A 23806-nucleotide genomic window follows, 5' to 3' on the forward strand; every position below is an offset into this window, starting at 1 on the left:
AGGGGATTTTCTCTATGTGGAGTAAAAAAGATGAAAAAGAAAACATCAATATTTTTAATACTTCTTTTGTTTATCACATCCGTTTATGCGCAAGAATTTAAGAAAAACAAATATTCAACTGAAATTGATTGTGAATATCCATTCCCTTTTATTAGCGTTAGTGAATACTTAAAAAGCGCTGAACGGGAAATTGATCTTGAACAATATAAAACTGTCATTAGAAATGGTGATATTAATGCAATAGAAAAACCTTATTTAAATGATTTACAATTAGGAGCTTTAACTACAGTTGAATTAAAACTGTTCAGAAATTTATTTTATGCAAAAAAGGGATTTATTTTTTCGGATGACGAATTAACAAAATACTTTAGTCAGTTTGAATGGTACAAACCGAAATCAAAAAATGTGTCTTTTACTCAATTAGAAAAATCTGCGATAGAAAGGATAAAAATTTTTGAATCCGAATCATCGAGGACGTATGAGTTCGAAAATCGAACCATAGTCTGGGAAGCTTTTAATGGAGGAGCAGATCAAAGAGCACAGTGTCTGAAATTAAATCAAGATAAAACTTTCGAATATATTCCTTCAGAAACAATAAATAGATTACAAAGTATAAAAGGAACATGGAAAATTGTAAAAAATAGAATTGTGTTAAGTGTAGAATCAGAAAATGTGCTTTTGGGTGGTTATGTAGCAGATCATCCAAATACTCCATATATAGACAAAGGAACTCCTGTCATTATTACATATAAAAACTCAATAAAAATATCACTCCCATTAAATGAAAGTAAATTGTACAAAAAATATAATTTTGAATGGGGTGAAAAATGGATAATGATTGGGTCATGTGATTACTATATATCGAAATAAAACTCATCAGTCATTTCCATGTTTTTAGAGATGACCGATCATAATAAATAGGGGGATTTCTATGAAATATGATTTTACGACAAGGGTAAACAGAGCCGGTTCAGGTTCACGTAAATGGGATGCGATGTATCAGGTAAATCCGCACGTCGATTCGTCCGTTGTGCCGCTTTCGGTTGCCGATATGGAATTTAAGATGCCGCCGGAATTAACGGAAGGGCTCAAGCACTATCTTGACAGCGCCGTACTGGGCTATACGGGGCCTACTGCTGCATATAAAGAGGCAGTGCAAAATTGGATGAAGACACGGCATAATTGGGCGATTGAACCCGATTGGATTGTTCCGACGGCAGGCGTTGTGCCTGCAATTTTTAATACGGTTAGAGCGTTTACCGAACCGGGAGACGGCGTTATTCTCCTGTCGCCGGTGTATTATCCTTTTTTTAGGGCAATACGCTTGCAGGAGCGGAATGTTGCAGCGTGTTCGTTGCAGGAAAACGGCGGCCGTTATACGATTGATTTTGATGCATTGGAACGGCTCGCTACAGATCCGCGTAATAAGGCCCTGCTCTTTTGTTCTCCTCATAATCCTGTCGGTAGGGTGTGGACAAAAGAAGAGCTGCATAAAATAGAAGCAATCGTATTAAAGCATAATCTTTGGTTATTTTCTGATGAAATTCATTTTGATATTGTGATGCCGGGGTATACGCATACCGTTTTCCAATCGTTAGGGGATGATCTTGCAGAGCGGACAATCACTTTTACCGCTCCTTCAAAGACGTTCAACATCGCCGGTTTGGGAATCAGCAACATCATCATTAAAAATGAGAATATGCGTAAAACCTTTGTAAAAGCCCAAGAGCTTGGGGCGGGAGCATTGTTCACGGCATTGAGCTATAAGGCCTGCGAAATTTGCTATACGCAATGCGCGGCGTGGCTTGATGAATGTTTGTCCGTAATCGATGCCAATCAGCGTATTGTGCAGCAGTTTTTCCAAACGCATCATCCCGAAATTAAAGCGCCGCTCATCGAAGGCACGTATCTGCAATGGCTCGATTTTAAGGCGCTGGGAATGGAACACAAGGCTTTGGAAACCTTTATGACGCAGACCGCACAGGTATTCCTAGATGAAGGATATATCTTCGGCGAAGAAGGCAGAGGTTTTGAACGGATTAACCTTGCCGCCCCCGCATCGGTCATTACTGAAACTCTCGAACGGCTGAGCCGCGCATTGGAGACATTGAAGCGGTAAAAATAATTATATCACGCATGAGCTGCATGCAAGCCAATCAGCCTTACCGTTCAGGACAACTGTCTTCGATTGCTTTAAAAACAGTCTGATGCGTTTACCCTGCCTTCCCGTTCTTTGCGTCTTTAAAAAAGCTGACGATAATACAGATCATAATGATGCCGAGCGGGAAGGCGGCGATAATCGATAAGCTTTGCAACTGGCTGAGATTGCTGCCGGTAAGGATGAGCGCAGCCGGCAGTAAGATAAAAACAACCGACCAAAAAGCCCTCAGGCTCTTTTTAGGTTCACAGCCTTCCAGTTCCTGCTGCGAATAAGATGCGATAACCATCGTAATCGCGTCGAAAGTGCTCGCATAAAGAGCAATCATCGTGATGATGAGCAGCACTAAACCGGCTTTCGCAAGCGGTAGTGTTTCTAGAATGCTTAAAATAATCTCGTCTGGAGGGATACCGGCAGCAAGCCGTTCGGCAGCCGGTAAGAATCCATGTGTTTCCAAATAAAGTCCGTAGTTCCCCAGCACGATAAACGAGCAATAAGTTCCCGCGATGCCGCACATAAGTCCGCCCAGTACGGTATTCCGTACCGTCCGCCCTTCAGAGATTGTTCCGATAAAGAACGGCGTTGCGACAAACCACGCAATCCAATATGCCCAATAAAAAATCGTCCACTGCTGCGGGAACCCTGTACCGGCTGCACCCGAAATCCGCAGGGGATCCATCCATGTGGAAAGCGAGATAAAGTTTTGCAGCATCTTCCCTATGCCGGTTATGCTTGTTTCGATAATATAGAGTTTGGGACTAAACAAAAACACAAATACAATGAGGCTGGAAAAACACACAACAGCAACCTTTGCCAGATGAGAAATGCCTTTTATTCCAAGTAGAACAGCTGAGGTATATACCGCTGCAATAATGCAGAGCACAGCTAATGTCAGCTCCCGTGATTCGGGAATGCCGGAGATGGTGGAAATTGCCAGCGATAACAACGGTGTTGCAAGCGTGAATGTTGTCGCGGTTCCTGCTAAAAGTCCCACGACCGAAAACACATCGATGACAGTACCAAGTACGCCATCGATTTTTTTACCGAAAAGAGGGCGGCACGCTTCGGATAGTTTTTGCTTTTTCCGCTGCCGTACATGGAGCATATAGCCAAATGCCACGGCGCATACGATATGAAAGCTCCACGGTGTAATACCCCAGTGGAACAGCGGGTACGTTGCCGCCCAATCTTGTCTTTCTGCGGCCGTAAGCATTCGGTGTCCGAACGGTGATGCTGTGTAGTAATATCCCCATTCGATAAGCGACCAATACAAAATATCTGCAGCCATCGTGGAGGTAAAGATCATAGCACCCCATGTAAAATTACTATAGCGCGGTTTATCGAGAGAGCCTAACCGTATTGCTCCGTATTTTGAAAAAACAAGATAGAATGCGGTACACACTACTCCGAAACCGAGAAGTATATAAAAGAAACCGAGTTTGTTGACAAAAATATTCCATAAACTATCGATAGCCTTCATCGATTGCTGCGGAAAGGTAAGCAACAGTGCCGCAATGCCGGTTACAATGACGAGCGGCAAAAGGGTAATAATCCAGTCGATTTCTTCGAAACCGTGCATACCTTTGTTATGTTTCCGATTATTCATCATTTGTCTCTTCTTTCCGGTCATCTGTAAACTCCGTCATCTGCATAACTTGCTTGTAATAATCTTTTGCGTACCGGTACATCTTTAACCCGTACTCACCGAAGTTTTCTCCCAATGCTTGTTTATAGCATGTCCACAGCGCCCATAAGAATCCTGCAAGCGCAACATAGATATAGACACGCAGTTTTTCTTCGCCTTCCGGATCGCGGCGGAAGTAACGATGCATAAGATCGTTTATTTGCGCTTCGGAAAAGTAAGAGTAAATGGAAAACATTGCGAGGTCAGCCAGCGGGTCGCACATCGCAGCGTATTCCCAATCGATCAGTTTTACCTCACTGTCACTGATAATAAAGTTATCGCAGATTAAATCGATATGAGTCAGTACCTCCGGTTTTTTCAGTGTGTCGAGTAAATCGAGCAAAGTGTTCATCTTTTCCCGGATTTCGGCATAATCATAGAAAAGAATACCGTGCTTTGCTTCCGCTTGCTTTTCATAAAAATTAATCCGCTCTCTAAAATTAAAGCGGTGTCGTACCGTAATACCGGAGGTATGCAATTTACGCGCAATCCACATACACGCTTCCAAATCATCCGGATTGTGGGGATCAGCGATATGCATATTTTCTTCAAACTGACTGATTTTTACCCCGGTCATTTGATCAAAATAGATAATCTTATCGGATATGCCGAGCGGCTCAATCGCCTTATACACTGCATGTTCCTGTTTTCGGTTGATAAGAATATCAGTACCGGCGCCCGGAATGCGGAAAATATATTTGTTGTTATTCAGTTCAAATATGAAAGATTTATTTGTCATACCAAGCCGTAGCGGGCGCAAATTTTTAATTTGCATTTCAGGCTGCCCGAATACGCGGGAAATCATTTCCATCCATTTATTCTGTGTGGAAACCATGTATGATGTATCGAATTGACGCAGCTCTTCCAAGGATTCAAATTCATATACTTGATTAGCGGGTTGTTTATTTGCGAACATCGTCAGCGTATTTAAATGACGGCTCAATACGTCTTCCCAGTACCAGTCGTCGGTATCCTCACGGTGATAGGCTTCTTCAATCATCGGACGAATGGCATCGGAAAAAGCACGCGAAAAATAGACCGGCCCGTACATTACCCATGCGTTCCTACCGCCGATCTTTACCTTCATTATCTTGTCGTGTAAACCGAGCTGCAATACCCATTCATTGGTTTTTTCGTTCATTTTTACGGACGAATACCATGAATCGTATTCATACGCATGATACATATTTTTCCGCAGCCAGTTGTCGCTGGATAAAATATAAGTGTTTTTGAGTCTGTCTCGGACGTGATACAGTGTTGAAAGGTTGTTTTTGCTTTCAAAATCGGGATTATACACAAGTTTTACATTGTATTTATCGATGAGGTATTCAAAGGTCTCTTTCAGATAACCGACGACTACCGTGATATCGGTAATACCGACTTCTTGTAACTGCTTGATTTGGCGTTCAATCATCCGTTCGCCGAAAACTTCCAATAACCCTTTGGGAATGGCGTAGGTGAGCGGAATAAAGCGTGAACCGAAACCCGCGGCCATGATGATGGCATTATCAACCTTGCATGAATCGTATTCGGTATGAGCTTTAATGGTTAAAACTTTTTTGCCGATGGCAGGTAAGCCGTTCGTCTTAAGAAGGCTGTCCTGTTCCATAGAAAAAAGAATTTGATTGACATACGCGAGCGATATTTTTAAGGTTCCGGCAATTTCACGTTGCGTGATGGCCGGATTCTTTTTCATTAACTCGATAATCTGAAAATATCGTTTTTTCATATAGAATGAAGTATATTTCAGTTTTTGTTCACTGTCAATGATAAAACGTCGAAGAACTGAACAAAAAAGATAATAGACGAAGAATTTGTCTATATTTCAAAAGACTGATTGTAATAGAAGAAACCTTATTGTATCATAGACGCATGAATATAAAGGAAAGAAAAATGACATGGCGTACATACCTTGCCTATGGCGGCGGGGATTTGTACGGCGGCGGCTGCTTTTTTATTGTTACGACATTTTCAATGTATTATTTGGTAAACGTTATCGGGCTGCATCCGGCGTTGGCAGGGTTAATTCCGGCGATCGGTAAGGTGTGGGATGCAGTTTCCGACCCGATGATGGGATATATTGCCGATAACACGCCGCAGACACGGTTCGGAAAGCGGCGCGTGTGGTTTTTGGTTTCCATTCTTCCGATAGCTCTATCGTTTATTCTGATCTGGTTTCCGGTTACGATAGAAAGTCAAACGGGAAAATTTATTTTTTATACCGTTGCCTATATCATCTTTTTTACTGTTTCCACCGTGTCTTATATTCCATATGCAGCGCTCAGCGCCGAAATAACAAAAGATTTTTCGGAGCGGAATAAACTGAACAGCACTCGTCTGATGTTTTCGTTTGTTGCAACGCTGCTCGGCGGGCTATTAGCGCAGCCTATTATCGATCATTTCAACGGAAGTGCCCAAGGGTATTTTATCATGGGCTGCGTATTTGCGCTCATCTTTGCACTCCCGTGGATTCCGCTCTATGTTGAAACATGGGAACTTCCTCAAGATGAAGCTGGAAAAAAATCGACTCAGTCGTTTATAAAAAATTTCTTGTCGCTATTTCAAAATAAGTCATGCAGAATTCACATTACGATGTACGTGTGTTCTTTCGGTGCACTTGATATCTTTATGTCGTTTGTGCTCTTTTATATTGTTGACTATTTAAATAAGGGCAGCATCTTTGTCATTGCGCAGGGAAGCCTTCTCATTACTATGATGGCAGCCTTACCGGTGCACAGCTATTTTATCAATCGGAAAGGACATAAGCCTGTCTACACTACAGCGCTTACCGTATTCATCCTCGCTATTTTATTGATGGGGCTGCACACTCCTACTTCCGGTAGTGTTTGGGTAATACTGAATATGGTACTTATGGGAATAGGTATATCGGCGAATAACTTAATACCGCATCAGCTGCTGCCGTTTATTTCCGATATAGACCGCGTGATGAGCGGGAAGCAGCGGGCAGGTACCTATTCGGCGGCGATGACGCTTTCGCGAAAGTTATTTTTAGGCTTAATTATTATGCCGACCATCGGCGTTGGATTGAGCAAAATAGGATATAAAAATCCGGTACCTTCAATTTTAACGCAAAGCCAATTTGCAGAAGCCGAAGCGCTCTGTAAAAATACCGCGACACCGTTTTCGGAAATAGAAAAATATTACACTTTGTATGAAGACGGCAACCTGCATCTAAAATATATCAGTAAAGATACCGACGGCATAATAAAAAATGTTTACAAAAAACACAAAAATACTGCGAGTGCTGAGACAACTGCTTTTTTTGAAAACACTGTTTCTTTTACAGAGATTCCGATAAATATCTTTGATGATTTTATCGTACCGTCGTTTCATACCGGAGACTTTACTCAAGCCGATAATAAATTTCTTGTAGTGTCTGCGTACAAGAAAGACGGAAACAGTTATAAAAAAAGAGCTCCGCCTGAGTTTTATACAAAATCCGATTTATATGATTTGAAGGTGTTATTGGATACGATTGATTTTAAGTATTCGGGCATTGGGCAGGTTCAAAAGCCGCTGCAAAAACAAGAAACACTCAATAAAATCAGATTGATGTTTATTGTGCTGCCGGTTTGTATGCTGCTGCTCGGCATTTTGTTTGCTTCGCAATTTAAAGTTACACCGGAAAATCATCAAATCATTTTGAATGAAATCAAACGACTTGAATCCGGCGGAAAAAAAGAAGATGCCGATGCAAAGACAAAAGCCGTATGCGAATTATTAATCGGGAAAAAGTATTGCTGAAGGGAGTACACGTGAAAAGTGCGATAGCCGTGTCGGTTACCCCCTCATCGCTTCTACCTTAGCAATAATTTGCCAATTTTTTTCATCGGTGAGTATTTCTTTTCTCCACTTAAATGACGATTGAGTAATATCGGAAAATATGTATCGCATAGCATGGTCGGTATTTTCGGTGAGGATAATTTCATCACCGTGTTTTTCAGCGGTAAGCTGGAATGCCCCACCCATACACCCGTAAAATATATCCCATAGTCCGGTTTTAGGATTGTAAATTCTGATTGTTGTACCATATTCCGCATCGGGCTGGGGGTGTATCTTTCTTTCATTCCGGGAGGGGACGATAAACGTGTCTTGAACTGCGGTTCCATCAAGTACCCGTGAAAACAACCATTCTCCCTTAACACTTCGCATTTCGGCGGAGTCCAAATGATCTATCCACAGGATGTTCCATGTACCGATAAGTGCACCGAATATATCTCGGTCTTGCGGAACTTTCTCATTCCGTGAATCGCTATAAAGAGATTCTAAAAACGCGTTCATAAGATCATTTCTCCATTTAGATTGTCAAAATAAAGACTCTGTAACTATATCTTCCCGCACCTGCCGGATGCAATAACTAAATCGCTCAGCCATTCGGCACATTCCGGGGTAAGCAAACCGCGCGGCATGCGCCATGTCCAGTTTTTCCCAAGGGTAGAAGGTTCGTTCATGCGCGCCTCTGCCCCCAGTGCATACAGGTCTTGGAACGGAATAACGGCAAAGACTGCTACCGAGAAAAACGCTTGCTTAATCAGCTCGGCACAGAGGTCGTCTTTAAAAGCAGCGGCTTGCAAGGCTGTCCCGTCGTCTACTGCAGGAGACACCGCATCGGACGTGCCGTGCCGTGCTGCGGTATACTCCGCCGAAAACAGCTCGTCGAGCAATTCTACGGCAGGTTTTTCACCGTAGAGGTAGAACAACAGTACTTCAAAATCATCCCGTGAGAGTGTGTCGAGCCATGCCCGCAATGTAGTGTTGTCATGAGTACCGGTGTACACGACAGCATTTTGCGTATACCGGTGCGGTAAAAAGGCATCGGTAAAGCCTACTTCCCGTACCTCTGCGGCGCTAAAGGCGAATTGTAAGATTTTCATTCCCGGCAACCGGAAGTCGTCGCGAAGACGCTCCACCTGCGGGGTAATAACCCCAAGGTCTTCGGCAATAATCGGCAAACCTTTGGCATATTCACTGTTCTTTTTGAGCAATGCGCGCTGTACCGCTTCAAAAAAATGATGATCGGGGCCGGGCAGCCATTCGCCGTTTTCCGCAGTCGGAGCGCCGAAGGGTACCGCCCAATACGCTTCAAAGCCCCGGAAGTGATCGATACGGATATAATCGACGAGTTCCAAACATGCATCAATGCGGTCAATCCACCAGCGGTATTTATCGGCCTTCATCGCCTCCCAATTATAGAGCGGGTTTCCCCATAGCTGTCCCGTTGCGCTAAAATAGTCGGGCGGTACTCCGGCAACCGCTGTCGGTACACCGTTTTCATCCAGCTGGAAAAGTTTTTGATTCGCCCATACATCAGAAGAATCAGGGGCTACGAAAATCGGGATATCCCCGATAATCGAAATACCTTTTTCATTCGCATAGTGCCGAAGCCGCGTCCACTGTTCAAAAAAGAAAAATTGAATAGCCTTATAGCGGTCAATCTCGTGCCGATGTTCCTGCGCCCAACGTTTTAATGTCTCTATGTCGCGGCAGGCAAGTGCCTTCGGCCAATAGTTGTTCCACAATTTTCCGGATACACCTTCTTGAGCTGCCTGCGCATCGTATACTTCTTTAATCGACATGAAGAGCGCATAGTCGTCAAGATGTTTATTCGCCTTTTGAAAACGCCGGAAGGCCGCTTTCAATTCTGCACCGGCGGCACCACCGTCTTTAATCCTATTAAGAAATGCCGATGCGGCTTTTTTTAAGAGCGGTATTTTCCAATAGACTACCGAACCAAAGTCGATATTACCATTTGTAGAGAGGTACTCCGGTAACTTGATATCATCGGCAGTCAAATATCCTTGCTCCGAAAGTGTGTCCAAGTCGATCAACAGCGGGTTCCCGGCAAAGCTCGAAAATGCCGCATAGGGAGAATCCCCATAACCGGTCGGACCGAGAGGCAATACCTGCCATAGCCGTATATGCGCGGAATGAAGCCAATCGATAAAATTATATGCAGATTTTCCAAGAGTTCCTATTCCTTCATTACTGGGGAGGGAAGTCGGGTGCAGCAGAATTCCTGCCGAGCGGTTTAAAAGCTTTTGGGTCATAATACCTCCGGTAGGCAGATTAAAGTTCAAGTATTTCTATTAATATTCGCCGGGCAGAAGCGCTATGGAAAATAATTCTTTGCCGTTTTTATCCATATAGATATAAATCACGGTAATACCGTCTTTTCTTATTTGATAGATCATTTGGTTTGTTTTCAGTTTTTCTTTTACCATATTTTCTACTGATTTCTGTACAACGCCCCACATTTGTTCAGTCATGTCTTCATAAACACCGCCGGAAAAAAGATATGTGTATACAAGCGCATGCTGTTCCTCTTTGTACTCGAGCTTTGTGAGAGTGGTTGCTTCATCAATTTCCAGAGGGCATTGCTTCGTTACCCCTTCTGCCATGGCATGATATAAACCGGCTTTTGAATTTGTATTTTCGGTAGACGTGCGGGGCTTTTCTTTTGCCTTAGCAGCATTATTTGCCGTTTGGCAAGATGACAGACAAACCCAACACAAGGCAAGAACTATTGATAATACGATCCGTTGCGTGTTTTTCTGCAATTTCATATATGACCTCCCATTAAAAATCTCAAAGTTTTCGAGACGCTCTATACTGAAAGAATGTACCACACTTTTCGGTTTATGAAAAGATAATGCGGCAGCGGTATCATATTGATAACCTGTATCTGTTTAGATTAAAAAAGAGTGTTTTTATGATATAACGTATACCTTCGGTATTATACGAATAGATACGATTGATATTTCGAAAAAAAAGCCCTCCGCATACTTATCATGCAGAGGGCTTTTCACTTAGTTTCTACGGCTTCGGTCAATCGCAATTCCGATTGATCGGGAACCCCTTAGTTTGATTTTATCGCAATCTGCCGGCGGGGAGCAATCTCCTTGCGCGGTATATTGACGGTTAACACGCCGTTTTTAAAGCCGGCTTCAACCTTGTCTTGGTCGATATCTTCGGGTAGCGTAAACCGTCTGACAAAACGGCGTTGTGTGCGTTCACGGATAAGGAATTGTTCACCGTTGGGTTTTTCTTCCGTCTCTTTTGTTTCCTCATGGCTGGAAGCAACCGTCAAAACGCGTTCTTTTAAGTGAATAGTAACATCTTTTTCCGTATAACCGGGAAGATCGATGTCCATAATATAGGCGCCGCTTGTTTCGCGTACGTCAACAGTCGGATAAGTTGCATTCGCCAACGGACTGAAAACGCCGAAATGGGAGTTGTCGTGATTTAATGAGTCAAGCATAGAGTCCGCAAATAAGGGATTAAAAATACTTAGTGAGTTCATAGTTTTCCTCCAAAAGGCTTCGTAATAATAGGACTTTTAGAAAGTCCTTGAAGTTTTTCAACTTCACTTATTATTAAGCAATCAGCGTGCCAAGTTTAATTACAAAAAACCTCGGTGTATATGGCTGTTTTTCCACAATAATTCAGCGTATACAGTACAAACAGCAGTTAAAACAGGTTCAAAACCGGTTCTTTTCTCAATTTTTCGAAACTCAAACAGCATTTCAACCCCTGATTACGCTCTTTTTCCGGCACACTGTGTCATTTTATATACCATATTGGGTCAATATTTTTGATATAAATAAAATACTGTGTCATTATGAAACATATTTGACAGCGTCGTAACTATTGCTCTTTTTTTCTATTTTTCTCTTTAAAAACAGAAAAAATCGGTTATACTATCTCTTATTCATTTGTTGACAGATAAAAACAATATGATTATGGTAATACCTCTCTTATAGCGAAAGCTATGTTAATATCACCATAGTCCCAGAGACGCATCCGGAGGCGGGCATGAATGTAACCGATTATCTTAGCGAAACCGAATGGAAAAGGCTGCTGCAGTTTTCCGAAAAACTTGAAACGCCCTGTGTTGTTATCAATTTAGATCGAATTAAAAAAAATTATCTTGAATTAAAGAAGTTCTTTTCCACTGCTGATATTTATTATGCGGTGAAGGCAAATCCTCATGAGGAAGTTTTAAAGCTTCTCATTGAGCTGGGAGCAAACTTTGACATTGCCTCACGTTATGAACTTGATAAGATTCTTGCCCTAGGGATAACCCCTGACCGTCTCAGTTATGGCAATACGATCAAAAAAGCAAAGGATATTGCCTATTTTTATGAAAAAGGCGTTCGACTATTCGTTACCGACAGTAAAGATGATTTAAAAAACCTCGCAAAATATGCACCCAAATCGCATGTCTATGTCCGCATCTTGGTTGAAAACACCAATAGCGCCGACTGGCCGCTTTCCCGTAAGTTCGGCTGCCATCCCGATATGGCCTACGATCTCTGTATTTTAGCGAAAGAACTGGGGCTTATTCCTTATGGTATTTCATTCCATGTCGGCAGCCAGCAGCGGGATATCGGGCAATGGGACGATGCTATTGCAAAAACAAAGTATCTGATGAGCTCTCTTGAAGAAGAAGAAGACATTGAACTCAAGATGATCAATATGGGCGGCGGATTTCCTGCTTCGTATGTTGTGCCGACCAATGAGCTTTCCGAATATGCAAGCGAAATCAATCGATATCTTGACGACGATTTCGGCGATGAACGTCCCCGTATCATCCTTGAACCGGGACGGTCTATGGTTGGCGACGCCGGCGTTCTTGTTACCGAAGTTATCACCGTTTCGCGAAAGAACAATACAGCTTTGCAGCGTTGGGTCTATGTTGATGCCGGCGTTTTTAACGGATTAGTGGAAACACTGAACGAAAGTATTAAGTATCCTATCATAACCTCAAAGGATTCAAATTGCAGTAGACGCGGTGAGGTGATTCTTGCAGGACCGACCTGTGATAGTATGGATATTATGTATGAAAAGCATAAATACCAACTTCCAATTAATCTTAAACCGGGGGATAGGGTCTACTTTCTGAGTGCCGGTGCATATACGGCAAGTTATGCATCTGTGGAGTTTAACGGCTTTCCTCCGCTTAAAACCTATATTATGAAATAAAAAACGGCACAAAGAAAAGTTCTTTGTGCCGTCTATTACCGCATTGTACGGTTATTTCGCAAAGCGTTCGCCGAATTCCTTGCACTTTTTCTGTGCCTCTTCATCGGGATCGTCATAAGCAATGAGTCCTTCTTCAAACACATCGGCTCCATCACGCTTTGCCCGTTCTACCCAAGTCTGCATCCATTCGCCATCCGCCCATTCGTAAGACCCGAACAGCGCGATTTTGCGTCCTGAAAGCTTATTTTCGATAGAAGCAAAGAACGGTTCAAATTCATCCGGTTCAAGTTCCTCAGACCCCATCGCAGGGCAGCCGAAGGCGATTTTGTCATAACTATCTAATTTGTCCGCACTGAACTGCGAAACAGTGAATAATTCCGCCTCTGCTCCGCCTGCTTTCAGTCCGTCCATAATACAATGAGCCATTTTTTCGGTATGACCGGTTCCGCTCCAAAATACTACTGCAACTTTTGCCATAGAAAACTCCTTATAAAGTGTGATGAGAATAATATAAGTATTATTCTACTGTTAGGCAACACAAACTATCTCAAAGATAGTCATGCCGCTCTTTATCTGTAAAGCAAAACGCTCTTTACATTCCGTATATTGATGAAACACTTGTAATGCCTGTTCCGGATTGCTGTATACCTTCCAATACCCGCAAAACAGACAATTTTGTCCCCCCGTTCTTACATACTGCATTACATCGTCGGCAGGATAGCCTAAAAAAAGGCCGATCTCATGCGGAAAGTTTTTTCCTTGCTCTCTGCTCCGTGTTCCTATAAAACCAGACATCCGCTCTTTTAATCGTATAATAATTGCATCAAGCCCGCATTCCGGCTGATACCCGAAATACCGTAGCGCTGCAAACACTTTCGGCTGGCAGCAAAAATGAGCAAGCAAATCCTTCCGATATACTAATACTTGAGCACGATCTTCGCATACGCAAATCGGAGTAAAATATATTCCTTGGTCATTTAGCATTGCATTATAAGCATCGCACCATTGAATATCGGCACTTGGAAACGACACGAGATTCGCCGGCTTAATTCCTGCCAGACAGGGGGCGGCATGACGAGCAAGGGCTGCCTCAACGTAAGCGTACGGTAACATATTCTTATTATGAGCATAGAACCCGAAAAATGTCAACTGGAAGCAACAGCGATTTTCGAGCAAATGCACCAATTTGTGCTGATGAGACGGCTTTAAATGCTTGAATATTATACTTGACAATATATTATATTATAAATAATATTATACTATCCAAAGAAACACTGCTAACCGTATTAAAAACGGTTTCCCTTGGTTAAAGATAAAAGTAGGAGCAACCCAATGAAAGAAAAATTAGCTCAATATCACTCATTAATCGAAAGCGAAGCCGATATTATCGCGGTAATGGCAAATACCAGCGCTTTTATTATGGAAAATCTCTCCGGTTTAAACTGGGCAGGTTTTTATCAAATGAAAGGTGATGAATTGGTACTGGGGCCATTTCAAGGCCGACCGGCTTGCTATCGAATTAGTCATGGAAAAGGCGTCTGCGGTCATTGTGCAGTCAGTCGAAAAACGATCATGGTACCCGATGTACACGCTTTTCCAGGGCATATTGCCTGTGATGCAGCAAGCAAAAGCGAATTAGTTGTACCGATTATTCACAATGGTATTTTATTCGGTGTAATTGATCTCGATGCACCCAAGTACGATCATTTTACCGATGCTGACAAGCGCCTTATCGAGGCTATTGCCGAGATATTTTCCCAAAAATTATAAAAACTGCTGCAAGGAGTTATTCGCCTCTATGAAAAAGATTGCTTGTATAACGATATGTCTATCCGCGGCCATTGCCCTTTTTGCTCAAACGGAAACAGGGGCGGCTCAAGATTCAGTGTATCAAAAACTCTTACAGTACCGTGTTGAACACGACAGCCATTACCGGCAGCTGCAAATGCAGGCGGATATTGCAGCCAATAAAGCAGAAAAAGCAAAAACCGAATCGTTAGTAACAATGGAAGTCGGCAGCGGAAATACGCAGCTTGTTCTTAATACGGATGCGAATAAACGAGGTATTACAACCGAACCGTATGCAAATATCGCATTACCTTCGTACAATAATACAGGCATAAAACTGAGCGTACCGTACAGTAAAGTAGGGCAGCGGCAAGAAACCGGCACCGAGGTTTCTGTGTCTACCGATATCTATTCCAAAAATGCAGAAGCAAAAAAATATACGCTTAACCTTGCGCAATCCGCGGCAGATCAAGCGCGGCGAGCAAAAGAAGAAGGTTTGGCGCTTGCTGAAAAGCAGTTCCTTCAAGATATTCAGCAGCTTTTGGACGATTATACAACACTGCTTGATAAAGAACTGAGCGAAGTAAAAGCTGAGATTCAATATAATCAAACAAAGGCACAAGGCTATGCCGACAGTTCTACAAAAATGCGTACGGCCAATTTAGAGCGGTTGGGTGCAAAACGGGAACATCAGAATGCGGATTTTAACTTTTCGGCGTCATACCATGTTTTTGCGGAAAGCTGCGGACTTTCAACCGATGAGGCACCTCAAACGTTTTTAACGTCGCTACGGGATTCCATCCCCATACAAAAGGCCACGGATATTGAACAGTATCCTCAAACTGCTTATAAAAAACTTGTTGAAGCGGAACAGCAGCATACTCAAAATGCGGCTAAACGGGATATTGAGCTGTCTCCGTTTTCCATCGGGGCAGATGCCGGTTATAAATTGCGTAATACGAAAATCGGCAACGCCTCCGCAAAAAATGAGCATTCCGTCTTAGGCGGATTGAGTATGCAATTCCCCGGAGGGAAGGCGTACACCGGCGTCGAGGTTCCGCTTTCCGATCCTAAAAACACGGCAATTAAACTGTCATTCAGCTGGAATCCTTTTTCGATTCAGTATCGGAAACTCGATAAAAAAAATGCAGAGCTTGAAGATGCGATTGAGCGGCTTAAAATTGAAGATGCAAAGGAACAGTATCAAAAACAGCTCCATACCAATAAAACAGCGAAGGAGCAGATGATATGGCAGCAAACGGCGACAGCGGATGAATTAAGCATCTATAAGCAAAATGCCGATGACCATGCCCAATGGTACCGCAACGGTGTTATCAGCAAGGTTGAAAGCCTGCAAGCAGAACTTGAGTATAAAAAAGCGGAAGTCCGCTATGCAAAGGCTAAAACAGCCGTTATGATTTTCAATATCGATACGGCGCTGCTGTTTGAAAAGCGATAATGCAATACTATCAGGAATAAATCTAAGGACAGCCTCTAATGAGAGGTTCTTATAAGGCAAAGAATTATGAAAACGGAAAAGCATAAAGAACAACAGAATGTAGAATGGAAAGCTGAATGGAAGGAAGAGTACCTCAAATGGATATGCGGCTTTGCAAATGCGCAAGGAGGCAAAATATATATCGGTAAAGATGATAAGGGTGAGACGGTCGGCCTAAAAAATGCAAAAAAACTGCTGACGGATATTCCCAATAAAGTACGAGACGTATTAGGCATCATTGTCGATGTAAATTTACATACCAGCCATACTAAAGAGTATTTAGAGATCAGTGTTTCTCCGAGTTCATATCCGGTTAATTATAAAGGGGAATATCATTATCGCAGCGGCAGTACAAAACAGTTGCTCAAAGGCGCTGCTCTTACGCAATTTCTGTTTGAGCGTACGGGACTTACTTGGGATAGTGTTCCGATGGAAAAACTTGATATGAAGGATTTCTGGCACGACAGTTTTGCTCTTTTTCGTAATCAAGCACTCCTAAGTAAAAGGATGGACGAGAAAGATTTGCAGATAACCGATGCGCAGTTGTTGGATCATTTAGGTCTTGTCAAAGACGGGCATATTTTAAGAGCTGGTATGATGTTATTTTATCAAGACCCTGAAAAATGGATTAATGGCGCGTATATCAAAGTCGGTTATTTTAAATCCAATACCGATATTGCATATATGGATGAAATTCACGGGTCATTGATTAGTCAAGCGGAAAAAGTAATCGATTTATTGTTTACAAAATATTTGACAGCTGATATCACGTATGAAGGTGTTACCCGTATTGAAACATATCCGTTCCCTAAAGCCGCAATTAGGGAGGCGGTGTATAATGCGATTGTTCACAAAAATTATGCAACTCAGATTCCTATCCAGATTAGCGTATATAAAGATAAATTATATATTTCCAACGACTGTATCCTGCCTGCAGGCTGGACAGTCGATACACTGATGAGTAAGCATCGTTCAAAACCATTTAATCCGAATATTGCGAATGGTTTTTTCAGAGCCGGTTTAATAGAAACATGGGGGCGCGGTATCGAAAAAATCTGTGAGGCATGTATTGAACACGACACTCCTATACCCAAGTACACTGTACACCCAGAAGATATTATGGTGATGTTTGAATGCTGTAAAAAAGAGATACATACCGGTGTCGTATGGGAGAAGCCGCAGAGATTCTATGATAAACGGTATGAATATCGCATGAATACCGACATGAATACCGACATGAATACCGACATGAATACCGACATGAATACCGCTGTCGGTACTTCTACTGATGATACTGTTATCCAAAGAGTATTGCATTTTCTGATACAATACCCCAAGAGCACGCAAAAAGAAATCAGTGAAAAACTTGAGGTAACGACCCGGACGGTCGAACGTACAATTGCAACATTAAAAGAACAAGGATATATCAAAAGAGCTGGGAATAACCGTTCCGGATATTGGGAGATTAAAAAATATAATTGGAGGACACGATGAGTATCAATAAAAAGCCGCTGACGACACGGCAGCGAAAATCGCGGAAAACGAGAATTATTGTTATTGTATGCATAGCGGCGTTAGTAGGCGGCTGGTATATTTTTATGAAGCCTAAAAGCACAAAAACAGGTGATTTACCACCTTTAACGGTAAAAAAGGAAATCGAACACAATCAAATTGAGGTGTCCGGTTATATCGAAGCGGCACAGACGCAGGTTTTAGAAGCGCCCGGCGAGGGGTTTATCGAACAGGTGCTGGTAAAAGAAGGTAATAAAGTAAAAAAAGGAGCACTCTTGTTTGCGCTTGATACCGATAAACAAAGCTATGATGTTGCCCGGCAGTCATTTGCAATAAAACAAGAGCAAATAAACGGTTCTTCGCAGAAGTTGAGCTTGATGGAACAGGAATTGCGGCTTCTGGAAAAACAGCTCGCCGATCGCAAAGTGTATGCTAAATTTGACGGCATTGTTGCAGCTTTCACGATTTCGCAAGGACAATACGCCAAGGCCAAAGATACCTTTGGCACACTGATTGACCGCAGTTTTCTTAAAGCCACGGTCGAAATTGCCGAAAGCGATGCGTCCCGCCTTGCAGTCGGACAAAAGGTTGATATGACATTCCCCGCCGAACCGGATATTAAAGTGCAGGCGGAGGTTATCTCCTATCCGGCAATAGCGCGGCTGACCAGCCTTGGGCGGACGGTTGTCGATACGCTGATCCGGCTGGATAATCCGCCGGAGAAAATTCTTCCCGGTTATTCTTTTAACGGAACCATCGTAACCGGCGCCGATTCCGAAGCGCTTATAGTAGAGCAAGACGCCATCCGTTATGTGGAAGGGAAGCCGTTTGTCGATAAAATCGATGGCAATACCACACAGGAAATTGCGGTAACTGTTGAACCGTATATTAAAGGCTTTGTGAAGATTCTCTCCGGCGTACAGGAAAACGACGTGCTGAAAAATCAAGCAAAGCCGAACAACGATAGAGATTTCTAGGAGACGAGCAGTGAAACCAGGGATGATTGTCTCCCTTGATTCGGTGGTAAAAACCTTTTTTATGGGAGAAAACGAAGTACATGCCTTGCGCAGCGTCTCGTTCGATATACCGGAAGGGAGCTTTGTTTCGCTTATGGGACCGTCCGGTTCAGGTAAAACGACCTGTATGAATATGATCGGCTGCCTTGACCGTCCGACGGCAGGCGCTATCTATGTTGACGGAGAAAACACTGCCGAAATGACCGAAAAAGATTTGGCGTTTTTGCGGAATAGAACGATCGGGTTTGTCTTTCAGCAGTATTTTCTTCTGCCTACGCTTACCATTCTCGAAAACGTGATGCTGCCGCTCCGGTATCAGGGGCTGCCTGCCTCCGAACGGAAGAAACTTGCCGCCGAAGAGCTGGACAAAGTAGGATTGAGCAACCGCCTCAAGCACCGTCCAAGCGAGCTGTCGGGCGGACAAAAACAGCGTGTTGCCATTGCCCGCGCCCTTGTAACCCGGCCTAAACTGATTCTTGCCGACGAGCCGACCGGAGCGCTGGATTCCGAAACGGGGCAGTCCGTACTCGATCTTTTTTTCGATATAAACCGGCAAGGCACGGCGGTTATCATCGTCACTCACGATCCTGACATCGGTGCAATGGCACCGCGCTCCATCCACCTTAAAGACGGGAAAATCATCTCCGACACGGCGGTGCCGGAGATGAAAGTATGTACAACGGATACGGCTGTCGGGACAGATATAGAAAAGCATACATCAGACACTGCGGACGGCTCTCATGTTTGAAGATATCCTTTCAGCATTGCAGAATTTCCGGCACAATAAGATGCGCACGCTCCTTTCGCTTTTAGGGATTATGATCGGTGTATGCTCGGTTGTTATTACGATGAATTTAAGCCGTTCGCTGGAAGCAAGCGTTGCGTTGGTGTTTAAGGATTTCAGCAGTTCGATAGTCGCCGTGTGGCCTTCGTCGTGGCGGAATTCTGCAATTACTTTTAACGACCGCTATGCCGATATGCTGAAAAAAAAGATACCGCAGATAAAACGCGTTTTTTGGTTTGATTCGTTTAATGCCGCGGTCATGCGTGGCCGCCTGAACGCCGGCACGAAGGAATGTTTCGGTGTAGAATACGGGTATATGGAAGCGCAGAAATGGCATCTTGAATACGGCACGGGATTTACCGCTTCGGATTTTATGAGCGGTGCGCAGAAGGTTATTATCGGGGAAGATATTGCCAAAGGCCTATTTCCGGAAGGAAGCGCCGTAGGTAAAACGCTGACGCTGTCGGTGGACAATGGAAATGCTGCGCCGCTCCTTTTTACGTGTACGGTTATCGGCGTGCTCAAAACAAAACAGACGACGGTAGGGCAGATGCAGCGGTTTGTATTGATACCGCATTCATTTATAAGGCTGCAATTCGGCCGAAAGGAAGCTGACTCGGTTGATGTTGAATTGTACGATACCGTAATGGATATCGAAGCTGTTGAAGAGGCGATTAAAGCAGCCTCCGACGAATATGCAAACAGTAAAAATGCGGTACGGATATGGTCGGCGCAGTCGATGCAAAAACAGGTTCAGAGCAGTCTTGCGATGATTGCCGCTGTGCTGTCCGGTATTGCAGGGCTTTCGCTGTTGATAGGCGGTGTCGGTATTATGAATATCATGCTCGTAACGGTTGCGGAGCGGCGGCAGGAAATCGGCATCCGCAAAGCAATCGGCGCTACGACGGGAGCAATCCTTTCGCAGTTCTTAACGGAATCGGCAGCCATCAGCATTGTCGGCGGAGGCATCGGTCTTACAGCAGGTTTTTTAATCAGCCTTGTCGCCGTTACGCCGATTTTATCTCAGTTTTCAGGCGGAAGCGACGTTGTATTATCGTTCAATATGCGGGGTGCCTTGATGGCGTTTTTGATTTCCGCAGGAGCGGGCATTTTCTTCGGGCTATACCCCGCATGGCAAGCCGGCAAACTCGATCCGGTCAAGGCGCTGGAGGAAACATAAACACCATGTGGGAAGATTTTATCAATGCGTTCGGCAATTTCCGCAGCAAAAAATTGCGGACGGTACTGTCCCTTTTAGGGATTGCAATCGGCGTTACCGTTGTTACGGTTATCAGCAATATCGGCAGCTCTATGCAGGCAAGCATGGCGAAATTATTCAACCTTGATGCGATGAATATGATTCAAATTGAGCCTCGCTGGGATTTTGATAAACAAAAGCATCATATCAAACTGACTGAAAAATACCGTGAAGCATTAGAAAAAAATGTACCGCTCGTAAAAAACGTATTTTATTCAGGTTTTTTCAACGCAACAGTGTCGCACAATTCGTTTTATCTGAAAAATCAGCGGATAGTCGGTATTGAATACGGTGCGCTTGAAGCAAACGGGTACGAATGGTCTTATGGAAAGAGTTTTAGTCTTGATGATTTTGCGAATCGCCGGCATAAAATTATTCTGGTTGAAGATGAAGCAAAGGTGCTATTCCCCGAAGGAAACGCTATCGGGAAAAGAGTTACGCTTACCGTTCCGTATAATCAGGGACGCCAGTTTATTCCATTTTCGTTTGAGGTATGCGGTGTTGTAAAGCCGCGCAATCGGTTTTCCAGTATCGGTTCTTTTATGGTGCCGCGGTCATTTGTTGCAGAGGATATGGGTATCGGCAAAAATGATTCTGATCTCGCTTCGGTGCAGATTTACGATCCGGCATATATTGACGAAGCAACGACGCAGATAAAGGCATTTTCCGATTCGTTTGCCAAAACAGAGAACGCCTTATGGACGTTTTCGGAAAAAGATCTGATGAATCAAATCAATTCGCAAATCGGGCTGGTCAGCGTCGTACTTACCGTGATTGCAGTTATGTCACTTCTGGTCGGCGGTATCAACATTATGAATATTATGCTGGTTACCGTAACGGAGCGGAAAAAAGAAATCGGCATCCGCAAGGCGCTCGGCGCAAGCGAAGCGGTAATACGCAATCAGTTCTTGGTGGAGTCCGCGACGTTGAGTTTGACGGGAGGCATATTCGGTATGCTGCTTGGCGGAGGGCTTAGCATGCTTTTGGTACAAACCGTCTTTCAGTCCGACAATTTCAAGATGGTCTTTTCCCCGAATATTAGCGGTTCGGTTATTGCATTTGCCGTGTCCATAACCATCGGTATTTTCTTCGGTTTGCGACCGGCGGTTAAAGCCGCGCGGCTGGATCCGGTTAAAGCATTGGCGGATTAACATGGCAGCCTATAAACACAGTCAGCTTATAGACTTCCTTCATACCGGTATCTAAACTGTTTTATTCCGGCTAAGGCAACGGGAGCGGTGTACTAAGAAAGCCGATGGATTGATCTGTATTTTCTCCAAAGCACTGGATATACCGTGCATCCGTGGGTCTATTCTCAAACATTGTAAGCGCGCCGTTTTGCCGGTCCGTGCCGTTCGTTTGCAGTTGATATACGGTAAGAGGTTGTAAATCAGCACTCAACATAATCAATGAAAAAGATGAACACGCATTGCTATCGGTAATGTTCAGCGTCCATTGCTCATTTTCCAGTGTAAATTCAAATGGTAAAAAAGTGATTATCTGCGGCGCTTGCAGTGAAAAGGTTGTCTCCGTTTTATTTCCGCCCAAGTCGGACGCGCTCAGCGTATATTGTCCCGCAGGAAAAAAACGGCGGGGGTACTTAAACTTATTTGAACCGACCCATTGTGCATTCTTGGAATATCCTGTTTCCTGTAAAAAAACGGTGTTTTCCCGATGAAGAGCCCATTCAAGACCGGTAGTATCTTCACGCAGCGTCAAGTCTTTATAATCATTTCTGCCGTCACCGTCTTCAAGCAACATAAAAACGGCCAACCGCTCCGTTAAAGCCCCCTGTTGATTATAGCTATATATCCGCTGTTTTTTTACCAGTACAACAGTCGGCGTATTAAATGAACATGACGCGTACAGTAAAACAGCTGATAACAGACAGATAAAAGACAGGTGCTTCATCGGCCTAGAACATAAAAGAAAGATTAACAACCGTTAAATCGGAAGCCGATTTGCTCGCGCTGGATTCAAAGTGAACATTTCTGCTTTCGCATTGTTCTATAAGATACGAAATATAATACATACCAAGACTGCATATATCCGATCCTTCCGGTAATGCACGATAAAAGTCGATGAGCGAATTTTTATTAATATCCGCTTTTTTCATGTCGTTTATACTTGCTTTTATCGCTTCTGAAGAATCAGCTTTGTTATACACTGAAATTTGCATCTTACCCTGTGTACCGATCGAAGTGGTACTACCGCCTCCGATTTTCCATGAGACAAAGACCTTTACTTCCTTCCGTTTGAGTTCGGCAATAAGTAATTGGCGGACTTTCGGATCGAAAAGTGCATCTTGAGGATCTTCGATATTAGGGAATAGCTGCTTTGCCTCATTCCGCATATTTATATTTTCAGCACTTAAAATAAGCTCCATCAACACCAGCGAGATATATTCGGCTATCTTAGTTTTATCGATATATTCGGTAAGGCTGGTACGGATTGTCCGTATAATAAGGTCAAAATTCGGGGCTGCTTTAAATTTCGTAATGATAAACCAGATAAAAGGCCGCAGATTATTCAGGAATTTTTCACTCAGAAAAAGTTTCATATTTTTATCTGCGGGAGAAAGATCTTCTTTACTGATAAAGGCAGACAACGGAGCAAGAATTTCTTTTTTTGTTTTGTAAATGAGGTCTTCATTTTTCTTTAAAATCGCTGCCAGATATTGTTGATTGATGTGTGTTTTTTCATCAATAATATTTGCAGGATTGAGCCTGTTCCATTTCTTTATTACCGGCGAAGCCAAAATCTGTTTGAATATGAACATATCGTACTGCCGGTATAACAGGGAGAATACAATCAATTTTGATAAGTCCATAATTTCTTGGCGTGAAGCAACCAGTTCCGACTGCGAAATTTCAATCTTTGAAATATAGTTTGCGAGGATGAGGCGTTGAATGTTATCGGGCACAAAAGAATCCAGAGAGATTCCATACTCTTCAACATTCCCCGCCAGAGTAAACCGCAGCAGTTTCTTATTTTGCTTAATAAAGAAAGTTGAACCTTCCTGTGTTAAAACCAACTTAATAGGAAGATTTAATAACCGTTTCTTTTCTCCTGATGCCATAATCGTTGTCCTCGCCTTAAAGATAC

General features: G+C 43.3%; 21 protein-coding genes. 11 read left to right on the plus strand and 10 right to left on the minus strand.

The features are described 5' to 3' along the window. Positions 1-30: 30 nt before the first annotated feature. Both QI63_RS04515 and QI63_RS04520 read left to right on the plus strand, forming a co-directional pair. The gene (locus tag QI63_RS04515) at positions 31-870 is read left to right on the plus strand and encodes a YARHG domain-containing protein (protein ID WP_044014265.1); all 840 of its coding nucleotides are present in this window, start codon (positions 31-33) and stop codon (positions 868-870) included. A gap of 61 nt (positions 871-931) precedes the next feature. Beyond that, the gene (locus QI63_RS04520; protein ID WP_044014267.1) at positions 932-2119 is read left to right on the plus strand and encodes a MalY/PatB family protein; all 1188 of its coding nucleotides are present in this window, start codon (positions 932-934) and stop codon (positions 2117-2119) included. 94 nt (positions 2120-2213) lie between these two features. Here QI63_RS04520 and QI63_RS04525 read toward each other — a convergent pair whose 3' ends face one another. Together QI63_RS04525 and QI63_RS04530 are read right to left on the minus strand one after the other, a co-directional pair. Next, a complete protein-coding gene (locus tag QI63_RS04525; RefSeq protein WP_052185581.1) occupies positions 2214-3764 on the minus strand; it encodes a BCCT family transporter in 1551 nt (516 codons plus the stop codon). Further along, entirely contained in the window at positions 3757-5571 is a 1815-nt protein-coding gene (locus QI63_RS04530; RefSeq protein WP_081984401.1) for a phosphotransferase, read from the minus strand. Before QI63_RS04530 ends, QI63_RS04525 begins: the two co-directional genes overlap by 8 nt. Before the next feature lie 164 nt (positions 5572-5735). Between QI63_RS04530 and QI63_RS04535 the strand changes: the two genes are divergently transcribed. Further along, positions 5736-7607, plus strand: a complete 1872-nt coding sequence (locus QI63_RS04535) for an MFS transporter (RefSeq protein WP_044014269.1) — start codon at positions 5736-5738, stop codon at positions 7605-7607. Positions 7608-7643: 36 nt separating this feature from the next. Here the strand turns inward: QI63_RS04535 and QI63_RS04540 are convergent, their stop codons facing one another. The 4 genes from QI63_RS04540 to QI63_RS04555 form a co-directional block, all read right to left on the minus strand. Then, complete coding sequence (locus QI63_RS04540; protein WP_044014271.1) at positions 7644-8144, minus strand: hypothetical protein; 501 nt, start codon at positions 8142-8144, stop codon at positions 7644-7646. Between the two features lie 44 nt (positions 8145-8188). Next, entirely contained in the window at positions 8189-9910 is a 1722-nt protein-coding gene (gene malQ / locus QI63_RS04545) for a 4-alpha-glucanotransferase (protein ID WP_044014273.1), read from the minus strand. Between the two features lie 39 nt (positions 9911-9949). Next, positions 9950-10426, minus strand: a complete 477-nt coding sequence (locus tag QI63_RS04550) for a hypothetical protein (RefSeq protein ID WP_044014275.1) — start codon at positions 10424-10426, stop codon at positions 9950-9952. Between the two features lie 293 nt (positions 10427-10719). Next, positions 10720-11163: an Hsp20/alpha crystallin family protein gene (locus QI63_RS04555; RefSeq protein WP_044014277.1), complete on the minus strand. Its 444-nt coding sequence runs from the start codon at positions 11161-11163 to the stop codon at positions 10720-10722. 512 nt (positions 11164-11675) lie between these two features. On the opposite strand from QI63_RS04555, the gene QI63_RS04565 reads away from it, so the two are divergent. Continuing rightward, on the plus strand, positions 11676-12845 hold the full coding sequence (locus QI63_RS04565) for a type III PLP-dependent enzyme (protein WP_044014281.1): 1170 nt from the start codon (positions 11676-11678) through the stop codon (positions 12843-12845). A 51-nt stretch (positions 12846-12896) separates the two neighbouring features. Here QI63_RS04565 and QI63_RS04570 read toward each other — a convergent pair whose 3' ends face one another. Further along, complete coding sequence (locus QI63_RS04570) at positions 12897-13322, minus strand: flavodoxin (RefSeq protein WP_044014283.1); 426 nt, start codon at positions 13320-13322, stop codon at positions 12897-12899. Positions 13323-13373: 51 nt separating this feature from the next. Next, positions 13374-13958, minus strand: coding sequence for a DUF3793 family protein (locus QI63_RS04575; protein ID WP_044014285.1), 585 nt, complete (start codon positions 13956-13958; stop codon positions 13374-13376). A gap of 219 nt (positions 13959-14177) precedes the next feature. Between QI63_RS04575 and QI63_RS04580 the strand changes: the two genes are divergently transcribed. From QI63_RS04580 to QI63_RS04610, 7 genes are all read left to right on the plus strand, one after another. Beyond that, positions 14178-14615, plus strand: coding sequence for a GAF domain-containing protein (locus QI63_RS04580; protein WP_044014287.1), 438 nt, complete (start codon positions 14178-14180; stop codon positions 14613-14615). Between the two features lie 28 nt (positions 14616-14643). Beyond that, positions 14644-16092 (plus strand): hypothetical protein, encoded by a 1449-nt coding sequence (locus tag QI63_RS04585; RefSeq protein WP_044014289.1) that lies wholly within the window; start codon positions 14644-14646, stop codon positions 16090-16092. A 66-nt stretch (positions 16093-16158) separates the two neighbouring features. Further along, positions 16159-17625 (plus strand): ATP-binding protein, encoded by a 1467-nt coding sequence (locus QI63_RS04590; protein WP_081984402.1) that lies wholly within the window; start codon positions 16159-16161, stop codon positions 17623-17625. After that, positions 17622-18620, plus strand: coding sequence for an efflux RND transporter periplasmic adaptor subunit (locus QI63_RS04595; protein WP_081984403.1), 999 nt, complete (start codon positions 17622-17624; stop codon positions 18618-18620). Before QI63_RS04590 ends, QI63_RS04595 begins: the two co-directional genes overlap by 4 nt. Before the next feature lie 22 nt (positions 18621-18642). After that, the gene (locus QI63_RS04600; protein ID WP_235619824.1) at positions 18643-19407 is read left to right on the plus strand and encodes an ABC transporter ATP-binding protein; all 765 of its coding nucleotides are present in this window, start codon (positions 18643-18645) and stop codon (positions 19405-19407) included. Beyond that, positions 19400-20623, plus strand: a complete 1224-nt coding sequence (locus tag QI63_RS04605) for an ABC transporter permease (RefSeq protein ID WP_044014293.1) — start codon at positions 19400-19402, stop codon at positions 20621-20623. The genes QI63_RS04600 and QI63_RS04605 overlap by 8 nt, the downstream gene beginning before the upstream one ends. A 5-nt stretch (positions 20624-20628) precedes the next feature. Next, positions 20629-21852, plus strand: a complete 1224-nt coding sequence (locus QI63_RS04610; protein ID WP_044014295.1) for an ABC transporter permease — start codon at positions 20629-20631, stop codon at positions 21850-21852. Between the two features lie 70 nt (positions 21853-21922). On the opposite strand, the gene QI63_RS04615 is transcribed toward QI63_RS04610, so the two are convergent. Next, the gene (locus tag QI63_RS04615) at positions 21923-22612 is read right to left on the minus strand and encodes a hypothetical protein (RefSeq protein WP_044014297.1); all 690 of its coding nucleotides are present in this window, start codon (positions 22610-22612) and stop codon (positions 21923-21925) included. A gap of 4 nt (positions 22613-22616) precedes the next feature. Beyond that, the gene (locus QI63_RS04620) at positions 22617-23780 is read right to left on the minus strand and encodes a DUF8084 family protein (protein WP_044014299.1); all 1164 of its coding nucleotides are present in this window, start codon (positions 23778-23780) and stop codon (positions 22617-22619) included. Positions 23781-23806 lie beyond the last annotated feature (26 nt).

Source organism: Treponema sp. OMZ 838, from assembly GCF_000775995.1.
Taxonomy (GTDB): Bacteria; Spirochaetota; Spirochaetia; order Treponematales; family Treponemataceae; genus Treponema.

Excerpts from the sequence above, each read along its gene's own strand:
- QI63_RS04565 (WP_044014281.1), top strand. The coding sequence starts at position 11,676 with ATGAATGTAACCGATTATCTTAGCGAAACCGAATGGAAAAGGCTGCTG.
- QI63_RS04570 (WP_044014283.1), bottom strand. The coding sequence starts at position 13,322 with ATGGCAAAAGTTGCAGTAGTATTTTGGAGCGGAACCGGTCATACCGAA.
- QI63_RS04615 (WP_044014297.1), bottom strand. The coding sequence starts at position 22,612 with ATGAAGCACCTGTCTTTTATCTGTCTGTTATCAGCTGTTTTACTGTAC.
- QI63_RS04595 (WP_081984403.1), top strand. The coding sequence starts at position 17,622 with ATGAGTATCAATAAAAAGCCGCTGACGACACGGCAGCGAAAATCGCGG.
- QI63_RS04600 (WP_235619824.1), top strand. The coding sequence starts at position 18,643 with ATGATTGTCTCCCTTGATTCGGTGGTAAAAACCTTTTTTATGGGAGAA.
- QI63_RS04525 (WP_052185581.1), bottom strand. The coding sequence starts at position 3,764 with ATGAATAATCGGAAACATAACAAAGGTATGCACGGTTTCGAAGAAATC.
- QI63_RS04620 (WP_044014299.1), bottom strand. The coding sequence starts at position 23,780 with ATGGCATCAGGAGAAAAGAAACGGTTATTAAATCTTCCTATTAAGTTG.
- QI63_RS04605 (WP_044014293.1), top strand. The coding sequence starts at position 19,400 with ATGTTTGAAGATATCCTTTCAGCATTGCAGAATTTCCGGCACAATAAG.
- QI63_RS04540 (WP_044014271.1), bottom strand. The coding sequence starts at position 8,144 with ATGAACGCGTTTTTAGAATCTCTTTATAGCGATTCACGGAATGAGAAA.
- malQ (WP_044014273.1), bottom strand. The coding sequence starts at position 9,910 with ATGACCCAAAAGCTTTTAAACCGCTCGGCAGGAATTCTGCTGCACCCG.
- QI63_RS04535 (WP_044014269.1), top strand. The coding sequence starts at position 5,736 with ATGACATGGCGTACATACCTTGCCTATGGCGGCGGGGATTTGTACGGC.
- QI63_RS04585 (WP_044014289.1), top strand. The coding sequence starts at position 14,644 with ATGAAAAAGATTGCTTGTATAACGATATGTCTATCCGCGGCCATTGCC.
- QI63_RS04555 (WP_044014277.1), bottom strand. The coding sequence starts at position 11,163 with ATGAACTCACTAAGTATTTTTAATCCCTTATTTGCGGACTCTATGCTT.
- QI63_RS04530 (WP_081984401.1), bottom strand. The coding sequence starts at position 5,571 with ATGAAAAAACGATATTTTCAGATTATCGAGTTAATGAAAAAGAATCCG.
- QI63_RS04520 (WP_044014267.1), top strand. The coding sequence starts at position 932 with ATGAAATATGATTTTACGACAAGGGTAAACAGAGCCGGTTCAGGTTCA.
- QI63_RS04575 (WP_044014285.1), bottom strand. The coding sequence starts at position 13,958 with ATGTTACCGTACGCTTACGTTGAGGCAGCCCTTGCTCGTCATGCCGCC.
- QI63_RS04590 (WP_081984402.1), top strand. The coding sequence starts at position 16,159 with ATGAAAACGGAAAAGCATAAAGAACAACAGAATGTAGAATGGAAAGCT.
- QI63_RS04610 (WP_044014295.1), top strand. The coding sequence starts at position 20,629 with ATGTGGGAAGATTTTATCAATGCGTTCGGCAATTTCCGCAGCAAAAAA.
- QI63_RS04550 (WP_044014275.1), bottom strand. The coding sequence starts at position 10,426 with ATGAAATTGCAGAAAAACACGCAACGGATCGTATTATCAATAGTTCTT.
- QI63_RS04580 (WP_044014287.1), top strand. The coding sequence starts at position 14,178 with ATGAAAGAAAAATTAGCTCAATATCACTCATTAATCGAAAGCGAAGCC.
- QI63_RS04515 (WP_044014265.1), top strand. The coding sequence starts at position 31 with ATGAAAAAGAAAACATCAATATTTTTAATACTTCTTTTGTTTATCACA.